Genomic DNA, 13974 nt, shown 5'->3' on the forward strand with positions numbered 1-13974 from the left:
CTTTGGTAACAGAAGATCCGCAAACAGGGTCATGCAGTCCGGGGTTCCGTCCGTGGAAGATTTCATCAGCGCGCTCGTGGTGTTTCTCGTCGTGGTCGATCCGATCGGGTTGGTTCCGATTTATCTCGGCCTCACCCGCGGCTTCGACAGCCGGCGCAAGCGCACCATCGCCCTGCGCGGCCCGCTGATCAGCTTTGCCATCATCGTCTTCTTCGCCTATCTGGGCGAGCTGGTGCTGAACGCCCTGTCCATCGGCATGCCGGCCTTCCGCATCGCGGGCGGCGCACTGTTGTTCTGGATCGCCTTCGAGATGCTGTTCCAGCGCCGGGCCGAGCGCAAGGAGCGCACCGCCGACGACGCACGGACGGAGGAGGAGGCCCACGACCTCGCCGTCTTCCCGCTGGCGATCCCGCTGATCGCCGGGCCGGGCGCCATCACCTCCACGCTGCTGCTGATGGACCGCTACGGCGCGACGCTGGGCGGCCAGGGCATGGTGCTGGGCGCCGCCGCGGCCGCGGTGGGCAGCGTCATGGCGCTGCTGGTCGTCGCCGATCTGGTGAACAAGCTGCTCGGCCGCACGGTGATCCACACGGTCAGCCGCGTGTTGGGCATCGTCCTGGCGGCACTGGCCGCCCAGACGATCATCGAAGGCATCACCGCCGTCTATCCACCCCACTGATCTCCACAAAGGGCAATTCTCATGGACCGGCACACGCTCAGCAACGGTCGCCTCGGCGCCGCGATCAAGGCCGACGGGGCGGAACTGTGCTCCCTGACGCTCGACGGGCGGGAACTGCTCTGGCAGGCCGGTCCGGAATGGCCGCGCCACGCGCCCGTGCTGTTCCCCATCGTCGGACGGCTGAAGGAGGACACGCTGCGCCACCAGGGCCGGACCTTCCGGATGACCCAGCACGGCTTCGCCCGCGACCGCCGCTTCGCCTGGGAGGAGCACACCCCCACCCTCTGCCGCCTGTCGCTGTCCGACGACGCACAGACCCGCGCGCTCTATCCCTTCGCCTTCCGGCTGGAACTGATCTTCGAACTGGACGCGGACGGGCTGACCATCCGCCACCGCATCACCAATCCGGGCGATGAGGCGCTGCCCGCCTCGCTCGGCGTGCATCCGGCCTTCCTCTGGCCGTTGCGGGACGGCGTTCCGAAGGAGGCGCACGAGCTTCTGTTCGAAACCGACGAGCCCGCGCCGATCCGCCGCGTCGAGAACGGTCTTCTGTCGCCGCAGCCGGAGCCGACCCCCGTCGAGGGGCGCCGCCTGCCGCTGAGCGAGGGGCTGTTCACGCGGGACGCGGTGATCCTCGACCGGCCCGCCAGCCGCTCCGTCCGTTACGGCGCGCCCGGCACCCCGGCCATCACCGTCTCCTGGGAGGGCTTCCGCGAACTGGGCATCTGGTCGAAGCCGAGCGGCGCGCCCTTCCTGTGCATCGAGCCCTGGCACGGCCACGCCTCCCCGGCGGATTTCGACGGGGAGTTCGCGGACAAGCCGGGGCTTCTGCATCTCGCCCCCGGCGCGATGCGGGAGCTGAGCTACCGCATCGCCGTGGGATAAGGGACCGGCTTTCCGTCAGCCGCGCTTGTTCAGCGGAACGAAGGCGCGGCCCGGATTGCCGGTGTAGAGCTGGCGGGGGCGCCCGATCTTCTGCTGCGGGTCCTCGATCATCTCCTGCCACTGGGAAATCCAGCCGACGGTGCGGGCCAGCGCGAACAGCACGGTGAACATGCTGGTCGGGAAGCCCATCGCCTTCAGGATGATGCCGGAATAGAAGTCGACGTTCGGGTACAGCTTCTTCTCGACGAAGTAGGGGTCCTCCAGCGCGATCTTCTCCAGCTCCATGGCGATGGCGAGGTGCGGCTCGTCCTTGATGCCCATCACGTCCAGAACCTCGTAGCAGGTCTGGCGCATGATCTTGGCGCGCGGGTCGTAGTTCTTGTAGACCCGGTGGCCGAAGCCCATCAGGCGGAAGGGATCGTTCTTGTCCTTGGCGCGCTTGATGAATTCGGGGATGCGCTCGACCGAGCCGATCTCCTCCAGCATCAGCAGCACGGCCTCGTTGGCGCCGCCGTGGGCCGGTCCCCACAGCGCCGCGATACCCGAGGCGATGCAGGCGAAGGGGTTGGCGTGCGACGAACCGGCCAGCCGCACCGTGGAGGTCGAGGCGTTCTGCTCGTGGTCGGCATGCAGGATGAAGATCTTGTCCATGGCGCGGGCCAGGACCGGATCGACCTTCCAGGTCTCGCAGGGCGTCCCGAAGGTCATGTAGAGGAAGTTTTCCGCGTAGCTGAGGTCGTTGCGCGGGTACATGAAGGGCTGGCCGACCGAATACTTGTAGGCCATGGCGGCCATCGTCGGCATCTTGGCGATCAGCCGGTGCGCGGCGATCATCCGCTGGCGCGGGTCGAGGATGTCCGTCGAGTCGTGGTAGAAGGCCGACAGCGCGCCGGTCACGCCGCACATCACCGCCATGGGGTGGGCGTCGCGGCGGAACCCGCTGTAGAAGCGGCTCAGCTGCTCATGCACCATGGTGTGGTAGGTGATGGTGCGCTCGAAATCCTCCTTCTGCTGCGGATTCGGCAGCTCGCCGCGCAGCAGAAGGTGGCAGACCTCCAGATAATCACAGTTCTCCGCCAGGTCCTGGATGGCGTAGCCGCGATGCAGGAGGACGCCCTCGTCACCATCGATGTAGGTGATCGCCGACTCGCAGCTCGCCGTGGAGGTGAAGCCGGGATCGAAGGTGAAATAGCCGGTTTCCGCGTAGAGCTTGCGCACGTCGATGGCGCGCGGGCCGGTTTCGCCTTCCAGCAGCGGCAGCTTGATGGTTTTTCCGGTCGTGTCGTCGGTGACCGTGATGGTCCCGACCTTCTTGACCTCGCCGCGCCAGACCGGCCGGCCCTTGCTGCTCTCCATCGGCCCCTCCTTATGCACGCGCCATCGGGCGTGGCGCTGTTTCGTTGCACGTAGGAGACTGTATGAATGGGGGGTGTCGTCAATAGCACTCCCGATAGATGCCACTCCGCCGGGCATAGGCCGTCAGAAGATCCCCGCCTCCAGGCCGGCGGCCATCAGCAGCCCCAGCTCTTCGCAGGAGGCGGCGAAATCGTCGCGGAAGGGGCCGCGGCAGACCAGCGGTGCCTGCACCGGACGCCAGCGGAGCCCCGTCGCGATGGAGGCGACGGCGCGGCAGGTCCCCGTCCCGTCATGGCCCGCCCGGACGAACAGGGCGTAGGGCAGTCCCTGCGTGCGCTCCAGGCACGGGTAGTAGCTGCGGTCGAAGAAATCCTTGAGCGCCCCGCTCATATAACCCAGATTTTCGGTCGTGCCGAGAATCACGCCCTGCGACTCCAGCACATCCTCCGGCCCCGCCTCCAATGGCGGTTTCGCCACCACCTCCACCCCCTGCACCTCCGGCGACCGCGCCCCGCGCAGCACGGCGTCCAGCAGCGTCCGCGTGTTGGGCGACGGGCAGTGGGCGACGATGAGGAGGCGCTTCGTGGTCATCGGTCAGGCCATGAGCTGGCCGCCGTTCACCTCGATCACCTGACCGGTGATGTAGCCGCTGAGCGCCTCGGACGACAGGAACAGATAGGCGCCCACGCAGTCCTCCGCCGTGCCCAGCCGGCCCAGCGGGATGCGCGCCGCCGTCGCCGCCAGCTTCTCCGGCGAGGAGTAGCGCTGGTGGAAATCGGTGTCGATGGTGCCGGGCGAGACGGCGTTGACGCGGATGCGGTCCGGCGCCAGCTCCGCCGCCAGGGAGCGGGTGAAGGTCGATACGAAGGCCTTCGACGCGCTGTAGATCGAGGAGCCGGGGCTGCCCCCGGTGCGGGCGGAGATGGAAACGGTGTTGACGATGGCCCCGCCTCCGGAGGCGCGCAACGCCGGCAGGGCGCGCCGGCAGGCCACGACGACGGAGCGCAGGTTGAGGTCGATCACCTCGTCCAGGAAATCGTCGCCGATCCGGTCCAGCGACACCCGCCCGACCATGGTGCCGGCGTTGTTGACGAGGATGTCCAGCCCGCCCAACGCCTGCACCGCCGCATCCACCGCCGACTCCACGGCGCGCGGGTCGCGGAAGTCGCCTCTGACGGCATAGACCTCCGTCCCGCCCGCCGAGAGGGCGAGCGCCAGTTTGGCCGCGGCATCGTTGCCGCCCGCCCCATTGCCCGACCCGTGGAGCGCCACCCGCGCGCCCAGGCTGGCGAAGGCGGTGCCCACCGCCGCCCCGATGCCCCGGCTGCTGCCGGTCACCAGCACGCGCTTGCCGCGCAGATCCTCGCCCAGCAGGGTCATGGCCTTCCCTTTCAGCGTTCGCGACGCACGCGGCGCACGGCGTCCAGCCAGCCGTCGTAAAGGCGGACGCGCTTGGCCGCGTCCATCCGCGGCTCGAACCGACGGTCGCAGCGCCACGCGCCGGCCAGCGCCGCCTGATCGCGGTAGACCCCGGCCTTCAGCCCGGCCAGACCGGCAGCCCCCAACGCGGTCGTCTCGATCACAGCCGGGCGTTCCACCGGCAGGTCCAGCACATCGGCCAGGAACTGGCACAGCCAGTCGTTCGCCGCCATGCCGCCGTCCACCCGCAGCGCGTCGGAGGTCGCCATGTGCGAGGCCGACCAGTCGGAGACCATGGCGTCGCGCAGGTCGCGCGTCTGGAAGGCCACGGCCTCCAGCGCGGCGCGGGCGATGTGGGCGGGGCCGGCGTCCAGCGTCAGCCCGAAGATCGCGGCACGGGCCTCGGGGTCCCAGTGGGGGGCGCCCAGGCCCACGAAGGCCGGCACCAGATAGACGCCATGGCTGTCCGGAACGCGGGTCGCCATGTCGTCGGTCTGGGAGGCGTGGGTGATGATCCCCAGCCCGTCGCGCAGCCACTTGATCGCCGCCCCGGCGATGAAGATGGAACCCTCCAGCGCATAGGTCGTCCGCCCGTCCAGCCGGTAGGCGACGGTGGTCAGCATGTTGGAGCGCGATTCCACCGGCGTGTCGCCGGTGTTCAGCAGGGCGAAGCAGCCGGTGCCGTAGGTGGACTTCACCATGCCCGGCTCGAAGCAGGCCTGCCCGAAGGTCGCGGCCTGCTGGTCGCCGGCGATGCCGGTGATCGGGATGGCGCGGCCCAGCAGGTCCGGCTCCGTCGCTCCGAACTCGGCGCTGCTGTCCAGCACCTCCGGCATCATGGCGCGGGGGATGCGGAACAGGGCGAGAAGCTCGTCGTCCCAGTCCTGGCGGTGGATGTCGAAGACCATGCTGCGCGAGGCGTTGGTCGCGTCGGTCGCGTGCACCCGCCCGCCGGTCAGCCGGTGCAGCAGGAAGCTGTCGATGGTGCCGAAGCACAGCTCGCCCCGCTCCGCCCGCTCGCGCGCGCCGGGGACATGGTCGAGAATCCAGGCGATCTTGGTGGCGGAGAAGTAGGAATCGATCAGCAGCCCGGTCTTGCGCCGCACCAGCGGCCCGCAACCTTCCTCGACCAGCTTGCGGCAGAGGTCGGAGGTGCGGCGGTCCTGCCAGACGATGGCGCGATGCACCGGCTCGCCCGTGCGGCGGTCCCAGACGACGGTGGTCTCGCGCTGGTTGGTGATGCCGATGGCGGCGATGTCCGACGCGCTCAGCCCGGCCTCCGCCACGGCGCCCCGCATCACGGCCACGGTGTCGCGCCAGATGTCCTCCGGATCGTGCTCCACCCAGCCGTCGGCCGGATAATGCTGCGCGAACTCGCGCCGGGCCATCCCGGCGGGAACGCCCCGCCGGTCGAAGACGATGGCGCGGGTGGAGGTGGTGCCCTGATCGATGGCGAGGACGTGGCCGGCTTCAGACATGGTCTTTCCTATGGTCTCGTTCGTTCCCTCTCCCCTCTGGGGAGAGGATTGGGGTGAGGGGGTTGCGCTTTTGCCGGACGTGGCGCCATGCGCAACCCCCTCACCGGCCCTGCGGGCCACCCTCTCCCCGCTTTCGGCGGACCGAAGGTCCGCCTGTCGCGTCAGCGCAAACTTCGTTTGCGCGTGAGCGGAGGGGAGAGGGTTATCTTAAGTTGTTTACGACATCACTGCGCCATCGCGGCCTTCTTGGGCGGCGAGGCCGGCCAGGACTTGATGAGCTGGTCGTAGTCGACCGTCTCGCCCTTGGGCTTCTCGTTGGACAGCTTGCGCTGCGGCGCGGTGGTGCCATCCTTCTCGGCCTTGGCGAACCAGAACTCCGCCGACTCCTTCTTGTTCAGCTTCGGCCCGCATTCGCCCTGCACGCCCGACCGCTCCAGCCGCTCCATCACCGAGTCCTGGGCCGCGGCCAGCGCGTCCATGGCCGCCTGCGGCGTCTTGGCGCCGGAGGAGGCGTCGCCGATGTTCTGCCACCAGAGCTGCGCCAGCTTCGGGTAATCCGGCACGTTCACGCCGGTCGGCGTCCACTGCACCCGCGCCGGGGAACGGTAGAACTCGACCAGTCCGCCCAGCTTCGGCGCGCGCTCGGTGAAGCTCTTGTCCCAGATGTCGCTTTCCCGGATGAAGGTCAGGCCGACATGGCTCTTCTTCAGGCTGACCGACTTCGCCATGGTGAACTGGGCGTAGAGCCACGCCGCCTTGCGGCGGTCCACCGGGGTGGATTTCAGCAGCGTCCACGACCCGGCGTCCTGGTAGCCCAGCTTCATGCCATCCTTCCAATAGGCGCCCTTGGGAGACGGAGCCATGCGCCATTTCGGCGTGCCGTCGGCGTTCACCACCGGCAGTCCGTCCTTCACCATGTCGGCGGTGAAGGCGGTGTACCAGAACATCTGCTGCGCGACGTTGCCCTGGGCCGGCACCGGGCCGGATTCGGAGAAGGTCATGCCGGCGGCCTGCGGAGGCGCGTATTTCTTCAGCCACTCCACGTATTTGGTGACCGAGTAGACGGCGGCCGGGCCGTTGGTGTCGCCGCCCCGCTCGACGGAGGAGCCGACCGGGCGGCAGCCCTCCATGCGGATGCCCCACTCGTCCACCGGCTTGCCGTTGGGCAGCCCCTTGTCGCCGTTGCCGGCCATCGACAGCCACGCGTCGGTGAAGCGCCAGCCCAGCGACGGGTCCTTCTTGCCGTAGTCCATGTGGCCGTAGACCTTGACGCCGTCAATCTCCTTCACGTCGTTGGTGAAGAACTCGGCGATGTCCTCATAGGCCGACCAGTTGACCGGGACGCCCAGATCGTAGCCGTACTTGGCCTTGAACTTGGCCTTGATGTCCGGGTTGGTGAACCAGTCGTAGCGGAACCAGTAGAGGTTGGCGAACTGCTGGTCGGGAAGCTGGTAGAGCTTGCCGTCCGGCGCGGTGGTGAAGGACTTGCCGATGAAGTCGTTCACATCCAGCGTCGGCAGGGTGACGTCCTTGCCCTCCCCCTCCATCCAGTCGGTGAGGGGAACCACCTGCTTGTAGCGGAAATGGGTGCCGATCAGGTCGCTGTCGTTGATCCAGGCGTCGTAGATGTTCTTTCCGGACTGCATCTGCGTCTGGATCTTCTCGACCACGTCGCCTTCCTGGATCAGGTCGTGGCGCAGCTTGATCCCGGTGATCTCGCTGAAGGCCTTGGCGAGCGTCCGGGCCTCGTACTCATGGGTGGTGATGGTCTCGGAGACGACGTTGATCTCCATACCGGCGAAGGGCTTGGCGGCGTCGATGAACCACTGCATTTCCTTCAGCTGCTCCTCCTTCGACAGGGTCGAAGGCTGGAACTCGCTGTCGATCCAGCGCTTGGCCGCCTCGATGTCGGCGAAGGCCGGGGCCGATGACAGAAGAAGCGCCGCCGCGGATGCGGAGGCGAGATACAGGGTACGCATCGTTTATTCCTCCCGTTTCCATTGTTATAGGCCCGTTCCGGCCGACACAGGCCGGCCGTCACACCCAGCGGAAGACCGCCGCGGCGTAAAGAAGCGAAAGCGCGGTGGCGTAGTGCACCTCCTCCCCCACCAGTCCCAGCCAGGCGAGGTGGATGAAGGCGCTGCCGAGCAGCGTGATGAACAGCCGGTCGCCGCGCGTCGTGGTGATGCCCAGAACGCCGGGGCGTGCCACCTCCGGCCGGTTGAGCGCCAGGACGGTCAGCAGGGTCAGCAGCCCGGCGATGACGGCGAAGAAGGCGCCGGTCTGCCAGGTCCAGGCCATCCAGGCGAGATGTTCGGTGACGGTGTCCATGGCGGCGTCCTCCCTCCCGTCAGACGCGGCCCAGGGCAAAGCCCTTGGCGATGTAGTTGCGCACGAACCAGATCACCAGCGCGCCGGGCAGGATGGTCAGCACCCCCGCCGCCGCCAGCAGCCCCCAGTCCATGCCGGAGGCCGAGACAGTGCGCGTCATCGTCGCCGCGATGGGCTTGGCGTCCACCGAGGTCAGCGTGCGCGCCAGCAGCAGCTCGACCCAGCTGAACATGAAGCAGAAAAAGGCGGTGACACCGATCCCGCTGGCCACCAGCGGCATGAAGATCTTCACGAAGAAACGCGGAAAGCTGTAGCCGTCGAGATAGGCGGTCTCGTCGATCTCCCGCGGTACCCCCGACATGAAACCCTCCAGAATCCACACCGCCAGCGGCACGTTGAACAGGCAATGGGCCAGCGCCACGGCCAGCGGCGTGTCGAACAGCCCGATGGCCGAATAGAGGTTGAAGAAGGGCAGCGCGAAGACCGCCGCCGGGGCCATGCGGTTGGACAGCAGCCAGAAGAACAGATGCTTGTCGCCCACGAAGCGGTATCGCGAGAAGGCGTAGGCCGCCGGCAGGGCCAGCGCGATCGACAACACCGTGTTCAGCGCGACATATTGCAGCGAGTTCAGATAGCCCGAGTACCAGGACGAATCGGTGAAGATCCGCCGGTAGTTCTCGAAGGTCAGCGTGTGAGGCCACAGCGTCAGGCCGCTGACGATCTCGGTATTCGTCTTCAGGCTCATGTTCACGAGCCAGTAGATTGGCAGCATCAGGAACAGGATGTAGAGCGTGAGGACGATCCGTGCGCGCAGCATGGCCCGTTTCCTTTGCTAATTCCGTTGCGCGTCCATGCGGGTCATGACCGTGTAGAAGACCCAGCAGACCGCCAGAATGATCAGGTTGTAGACGATGGACAGGGCCGCGGCCTTGCCCAAGTCGAACTGCCCCAGCGCCAGCTTGACGAGGTCGATCGACACGAAGGTGGTCGAGTTGCCGGGGCCGCCGCCGGTCACCACGAAGGGCTCGGTGTAGATCATGAAGCTGTCCATGAAGCGCAGCAGCACGGCGATCAGCAGCACCCGGTGCATCTTCGGCAGTTGGATGTTGCGGAACACCGCCCAGCGCGAGGCCCCGTCGATCCGGGCCGCCTGGTAGAAGGCGTCGGGGATGGAGCGCAGGCCGGCGTAGCAGAGCAGCGCCACCAGCGAAGTCCAGTGCCAGACGTCCATCGTCACGATGGTCACCCAGGCCGACAGCGGGTCCGCCGTGTAGTTGTAGGGGATGCCCAGCCGGTTCACCGCCCATCCCAGCAGGCCGATGTCCTCGCGGGCGAAGATCTGCCAGATGGTGCCGACGACGTTCCACGGGATCAGCAGCGGCAACGCCAGCACCACCAGCGTCGCCGCCACCCGCCAGCCGTGGCGCGGCATGCTCAGCGCCACGGCGATGCCCAGCGGCACCTCGATCAGCAGGATCAGCAGCGAGAACAGCAGGTTGCGCCACAGCGCGTCGAAGAAGCGCCCGCCGAGGTCGGTGGTGGGGTCGAGAAGCTCCTGGTACCAGCCGATGCCGTTCCAGAAGAACTGGTTGTTTCCGAAGGTGTCCTGCACCGAGTAGTTGACCACCGTCATCAGCGGCAGGATGGCCGAGAAGGCGACGATCAGCAGAACCGGCAGGACCAGCAGCCATGCCCCCTGGTTGACGGGCTTGTCCATCACGCCGCCTCCCCTTCCACGAGCGTTCCGTCCGCGTAGACATGCACCATGGCGGGGTCGAGCAGAAGCGACGCCTCGTCCCCCGCCAGCGTCAGATCCTCCGGCACCGTCGCCGCCATCGGCAGGCCCGACAACTCCACCCGCGCGATGCGCGTGCGCCCCAGATCGTCCAGCCGGCGCACCCGCACCGGCACGCCGCCGGCCCCGGCGGGCGCCAGCGTGGCGAATTCCGGCCGCACGCCGATCTCGATTTTCGCCCCACCATCGAGGGTCGGATAGCCGCGGCGCAGCGCGATGACGTGCCCACCGACCCGCGCGGCGCGGCCCGACACCTCGGCCGGCAGGACGTTCATGCCCGGCGACCCGATGAAATGGCCGACGAAGACGTGGGCGGGCCGCTCGAACAGCTCCTGCGGGCGGCCCACCTGGACGACGCGCCCGTCATGCATCACCACCACCTTGTCGGCGAAGGTCAACGCCTCCGTCTGGTCGTGGGTCACGTAGATCATCGTCAGGTCGAGCGCGCGGTGCAGCGCCTTCAGCTTCGACCGCAGCTCCCATTTCAGATGCGGGTCGATGACGGTCAGCGGCTCGTCGAACAGGATGGCCGCCACGTCCGGGCGGACCAGCCCGCGCCCCAGCGAAATCTTCTGCTTGGCGTCGGCGGTCAGGTTCCGCCCGCGCCGGTTCAGGTCCGCCGTCAGGTCGAGCAGCCCGGCGATCTCCCGCACCCGCGCGTCGAGCGGAGCCCCGCGCAGGCCGCGGTTGCGCAGCGGGAAAGCAAGGTTCTCGTAGACCGTCATGGTGTCGTAGACGACGGGGAACTGGAAGACCTGGGCGATGTTGCGCGCCTCGGTCGGCAGGGCCGTCACGTCCTTGCCGTCGAACAGCACCCGCCCCTCGCTGGGGGTCAGCAGGCCGGAGATGATGTTCAGCAGCGTGGTCTTGCCGCAGCCCGACGGCCCGAGCAGCGCGTAGGCCCCGCCCTGCTCCCACACATGGGTCATCGGTTTCAGCGCGTAGTCGTCGTCGCCTTTGGGATTGGATATGTAGCTGTGGCCGAGGGATTGAAGGTCGATGCGCGCCATGCCGTCCGCCCTCCCCGTCACGCCGCCATGACCAGCGGCGGCGCCGCGGCCAGCCGCCCGTCATGGCCGAACACGAACAGCCGCTGCGGGTCGATGAAGCAGTCGATCCGCTCGCCCGGCTCCACCTCCAGCACGCCGCGGGTGACCGCCACCCAGCGGTCCGTTCCGCCATCGGTCCGCGGCAGGTCGATGTGGACGAAGCTCTCCGAACCGGTGATCTCGCTGACCGCCACCGCACCGCTCAAGGACATCGCGTCGGCGTGGGGCCGCGTCAGGTGCAGGTGGTCGGCGCGGAAGCCGATGGTGTAGTCGTCGTCCGGCAACTCCGCCAGGACGCCCCGCGCCGGCCCGTGCTCGCCCGTCGCCAGCACGATCTGCAGGCCGCGCTTGTGCACCCGCATGGTGTTGAGCGGCGGGTCGGAGAAAACCCGTGCGCTGGTCAGGTTGGCCGGGCGGCGGTAGACGTCCGGCGTGCGCCCGAACTGCGCCAGCCGCCCTTCCCACAGCGTCGCCGTGTTGCCGCGGAGCAGCAGCGCCTCCGCTGGCTCCGTCGTCGCGTAGACGAAGACCGCGCCGGTCGCGGCGAAGATCTTCGGCAGCTCCTCCCGCAGTTCCTCGCGCAGCTTGTAGTCCAGGTTGGCCAGCGGCTCGTCAAGCAGGACGAGCTGCGCCTCCTTGACCAGGGCGCGGGCGATGGCCGTGCGCTGCTGCTGCCCGCCGGACAGCTGCTGCGGCGCGCGCTCCAGGTAGGGCTCCAGCTTCAGCAGGCGCGCCGCCTCCCGCACCTTGCGGTCGATCTCGTCCTTCGGCCGGCGGGCCACCCGCAGGGGGGAGGCGATGTTCTCGTAGACGGTCAGGGACGGGTAGTTGATGAACTGCTGGTAGACCATGGCGACGGAGCGCTCGCGGACATGCCGCCCCGTCACGTCCACCCCGTCCACCAGCACGCGCCCAGCGCTGGGCACGTCCAGCCCGGCCATCAGCCGCATCAGCGACGTCTTGCCCGACAGGGTCGGCCCCAGCAGAACGTTCAACGACCCGCGCTCCAGGCTCAGCGACACGTTCTCGAGATGAACGTGGCCGCCGACATGCCTGCTGACCTTGTCCAGAACCAAGCCCACCGGCCTTCCTCCCCAATATTCATTTTTTCTTTATTGAGATGGTTCTTGTCGCCGTGTTTTCAGCCGCTGTTCCACGCCCGCTATTCGGCGGCGTCGGATGCCCTCTCCCTCCGGCTGCGTTCCTCCGTCATGAAGGCGTCGAGCGCCTGCGCCTGGGCGGCGTCCAGACGCAGCCCCAGCTTGGTCCGGCGCCACAGCACGTCCTCGGCGGTCTCCGCCCATTCCTCCGTCATCAGATAGCGGACCTCGGCCTCGGTCAGGGTCCCGCCGAAGTCGCGGCCCAGATCCTCCGGCCGCGCGGCGCTGTCGAGAATCCGGCGGGTGCGGGTGCCGTAGGTGCGCGCCAGCCGCTCCAGATGCGACAGGGGCAGGAAGGGCGCATGCCCGCGCAGCTCGGCGACCAGCGCCGCAACGCCATCCACCGGGAAGTCGCCGCCCGGCAGGGTCCCGGTGCTGCTCCAGTCCGACGCTCCCGGAGCGAGCTTCGGCAGGAAGGGCGCCAGCTTGGCGATGGCCGCGTCGGCCAAACGGCGGTATGTGGTGATCTTGCCGCCGAAGATGTTGAGCAGCGCCGCCTTGCCGTCGCCCGGCGCGTCGAGCGCCAGCACATAGTCGCGGGTCGCCGCCTGCGCCGTGGAGGCGCCGTCGTCGTAGAGCGGGCGGACGCCGGAGTAGGTCCACACCACGTCGGCGGGCGTCACCGGCTTGGCGAAATACTCGCCGGCGGCGGCGCAGAGATAGGCGATCTCCGCCTCCGACGCGCGGACGTTCGCCGGATCGCCCTGGTAGTCGTTGTCGGTGGTGCCGATCAGGGTGAAGTCGCGCTCGTAGGGGATGGCGAAGACGATGCGCTTGTCGGCGTTCTGGAAGATGTAGCAGCGGTCGTGGTCGAACAGCTTCGGCACCACGATGTGCGAGCCCTGGACCAGACGGATGCGCGCGTCCACCGTGGAGCGCGCCCCCTGCCGCATGACCTCCGACACCCAGGGGCCGGCGGCGTTGACCAGCGCGCGGGCGCGGATGCTGCTGCGCCGGCCGCTGCGTGTGTCCTCCACCGTCACGGTCCACAGCCCGTCCTCTCGGACGGCGCTCAGGAAGCGGGTGCGGGTGCGGATCGTCGCGCCCATGCGGGCGGCGTCCTGCGCGTTCAGGACCACCAGACGCGCGTCGTCGACCCAGCAATCCGAATATTCGAAAGCACGACCGAAACCCGGCTTCAGCGGCTTCCCCGCCGGATCGTTGCGCAGATCGAGCCCCCGCGTGCCCGGCAGCTTCTCCCGCCCGCCGAGATGGTCGTAGAGGAACAGGCCCAGCCGCAAGAACCACGAGGGCCGCAGGCCGGGCAGATGGGGCAGGACGAAGCGCAGCGGCCAGATGATGTGCGGCGCCATGCGCCAAAGCACCTCGCGCTCGCGCAGCGCCTCGCGGACCAGCCGGAACTCGTAATATTCCAGGTAGCGCAGGCCGCCGTGGATCAGCTTCGTCGAGGCCGAGGACGTGCCCGACCCCAGATCCTTCTGTTCGCACAGATAGACCGAGCAGCCCCGCCCCGCGGCATCGCGCGCGATGCCGCAGCCGTTAATGCCGCCGCCGACGATGGCAAGGTCGTAGACCCCGGCCATCCATCCCTCCTCTCCGCTGTGCGCCCGCCCCTTGCGGTCTGCGCCTTTGTTTTCGTTTCAAACGGTAGCCGAGGGTTCGATGGGCCGCAATACGAAAAAAGTGAAAGCGATACGAAAGGTCGTGGCACCGGCACCCCTCCCTTGTTGGGAGAGCCTGTCCGTTGCCAGATGAATTGGCGGATTGCCAAGTTCGTGGTCGGCGCTTGCCACGATTGTTGACATTCCACGCCAGCAAAATCAGCCCACAACAATAGCTTAGCGGTCCATGAGTCGCGCCT

Annotated in this window: 13 protein-coding genes; 2 read left to right on the forward strand and 11 right to left on the reverse strand. The window is 68.0% G+C overall.

The genetic code is table 11. The features are described from left to right. The first annotated feature begins 52 nt into the window (after positions 1–52). Positions 53–679, forward strand: a complete 627-nt coding sequence (locus JJL56_RS25610) for a MarC family protein (protein WP_345772646.1) — start codon at positions 53–55, stop codon at positions 677–679. Between the two features lie 21 nt (positions 680–700). Next, positions 701–1564, forward strand: coding sequence for an aldose 1-epimerase family protein (locus JJL56_RS25615; protein ID WP_200486806.1), 864 nt, complete (start codon positions 701–703; stop codon positions 1562–1564). Between the two features lie 15 nt (positions 1565–1579). On the opposite strand, the gene gltA is transcribed toward JJL56_RS25615, so the two are convergent. From gltA to glpD, 11 genes are all read right to left on the reverse strand, one after another. Further along, positions 1580–2920, reverse strand: coding sequence for a citrate synthase (gene gltA, locus JJL56_RS25620; protein WP_145627828.1), 1341 nt, complete (start codon positions 2918–2920; stop codon positions 1580–1582). Positions 2921–3043: 123 nt separating this feature from the next. Beyond that, complete coding sequence (locus tag JJL56_RS25625; protein ID WP_200486807.1) at positions 3044–3511, reverse strand: flavodoxin family protein; 468 nt, start codon at positions 3509–3511, stop codon at positions 3044–3046. A 3-nt stretch (positions 3512–3514) separates the two neighbouring features. Continuing rightward, entirely contained in the window at positions 3515–4300 is a 786-nt protein-coding gene (locus JJL56_RS25630; RefSeq protein WP_145627825.1) for an SDR family NAD(P)-dependent oxidoreductase, read from the reverse strand. A gap of 11 nt (positions 4301–4311) precedes the next feature. Next, positions 4312–5817 (reverse strand): glycerol kinase GlpK, encoded by a 1506-nt coding sequence (gene glpK, locus JJL56_RS25635; RefSeq protein WP_200486808.1) that lies wholly within the window; start codon positions 5815–5817, stop codon positions 4312–4314. Positions 5818–6041: 224 nt separating this feature from the next. After that, a complete protein-coding gene (locus tag JJL56_RS25640) occupies positions 6042–7796 on the reverse strand; it encodes an ABC transporter substrate-binding protein (protein ID WP_200486809.1) in 1755 nt (584 codons plus the stop codon). Between the two features lie 58 nt (positions 7797–7854). Then, positions 7855–8148, reverse strand: a complete 294-nt coding sequence (locus JJL56_RS25645; RefSeq protein ID WP_145627819.1) for a DUF2160 domain-containing protein — start codon at positions 8146–8148, stop codon at positions 7855–7857. Between the two features lie 19 nt (positions 8149–8167). Then, positions 8168–8965: a carbohydrate ABC transporter permease gene (locus JJL56_RS25650; protein ID WP_014242527.1), complete on the reverse strand. Its 798-nt coding sequence runs from the start codon at positions 8963–8965 to the stop codon at positions 8168–8170. 15 nt (positions 8966–8980) lie between these two features. Next, positions 8981–9865 (reverse strand): carbohydrate ABC transporter permease, encoded by an 885-nt coding sequence (locus JJL56_RS25655; protein WP_200486810.1) that lies wholly within the window; start codon positions 9863–9865, stop codon positions 8981–8983. Then, the gene (locus JJL56_RS25660) at positions 9865–10953 is read right to left on the reverse strand and encodes an ABC transporter ATP-binding protein (protein ID WP_200486811.1); all 1089 of its coding nucleotides are present in this window, start codon (positions 10951–10953) and stop codon (positions 9865–9867) included. The genes JJL56_RS25655 and JJL56_RS25660 overlap by 1 nt, the downstream gene beginning before the upstream one ends. Before the next feature lie 17 nt (positions 10954–10970). Then, the gene (locus JJL56_RS25665) at positions 10971–12074 is read right to left on the reverse strand and encodes an ATP-binding cassette domain-containing protein (RefSeq protein ID WP_200486812.1); all 1104 of its coding nucleotides are present in this window, start codon (positions 12072–12074) and stop codon (positions 10971–10973) included. Between the two features lie 80 nt (positions 12075–12154). Then, the gene (gene glpD / locus JJL56_RS25670; RefSeq protein WP_200486813.1) at positions 12155–13696 is read right to left on the reverse strand and encodes a glycerol-3-phosphate dehydrogenase; all 1542 of its coding nucleotides are present in this window, start codon (positions 13694–13696) and stop codon (positions 12155–12157) included. Positions 13697–13974: the final 278 nt, after the last annotated feature.

Origin of the sequence: Azospirillum aestuarii (assembly GCF_016632405.1) — a bacterium.
Classification (GTDB): Bacteria; Pseudomonadota; Alphaproteobacteria; order Azospirillales; family Azospirillaceae; genus Azospirillum; species Azospirillum aestuarii.

What these genes read in the sequence shown, in the direction of transcription:
- JJL56_RS25615 (WP_200486806.1), top strand. Translation starts at nt 701, where the DNA reads ATGGACCGGCACACGCTCAGCAACGGTCGCCTCGGCGCCGCGATCAAG.
- gltA (WP_145627828.1), bottom strand. Translation starts at nt 2,920, where the DNA reads ATGGAGAGCAGCAAGGGCCGGCCGGTCTGGCGCGGCGAGGTCAAGAAG.
- JJL56_RS25625 (WP_200486807.1), bottom strand. Translation starts at nt 3,511, where the DNA reads ATGACCACGAAGCGCCTCCTCATCGTCGCCCACTGCCCGTCGCCCAAC.
- JJL56_RS25630 (WP_145627825.1), bottom strand. Translation starts at nt 4,300, where the DNA reads ATGACCCTGCTGGGCGAGGATCTGCGCGGCAAGCGCGTGCTGGTGACC.
- glpK (WP_200486808.1), bottom strand. Translation starts at nt 5,817, where the DNA reads ATGTCTGAAGCCGGCCACGTCCTCGCCATCGATCAGGGCACCACCTCC.
- JJL56_RS25640 (WP_200486809.1), bottom strand. Translation starts at nt 7,796, where the DNA reads ATGCGTACCCTGTATCTCGCCTCCGCATCCGCGGCGGCGCTTCTTCTG.
- JJL56_RS25645 (WP_145627819.1), bottom strand. Translation starts at nt 8,148, where the DNA reads ATGGACACCGTCACCGAACATCTCGCCTGGATGGCCTGGACCTGGCAG.
- JJL56_RS25650 (WP_014242527.1), bottom strand. Translation starts at nt 8,965, where the DNA reads ATGCTGCGCGCACGGATCGTCCTCACGCTCTACATCCTGTTCCTGATG.
- JJL56_RS25655 (WP_200486810.1), bottom strand. Translation starts at nt 9,865, where the DNA reads ATGGACAAGCCCGTCAACCAGGGGGCATGGCTGCTGGTCCTGCCGGTT.
- JJL56_RS25660 (WP_200486811.1), bottom strand. Translation starts at nt 10,953, where the DNA reads ATGGCGCGCATCGACCTTCAATCCCTCGGCCACAGCTACATATCCAAT.
- glpD (WP_200486813.1), bottom strand. Translation starts at nt 13,696, where the DNA reads ATGGCCGGGGTCTACGACCTTGCCATCGTCGGCGGCGGCATTAACGGC.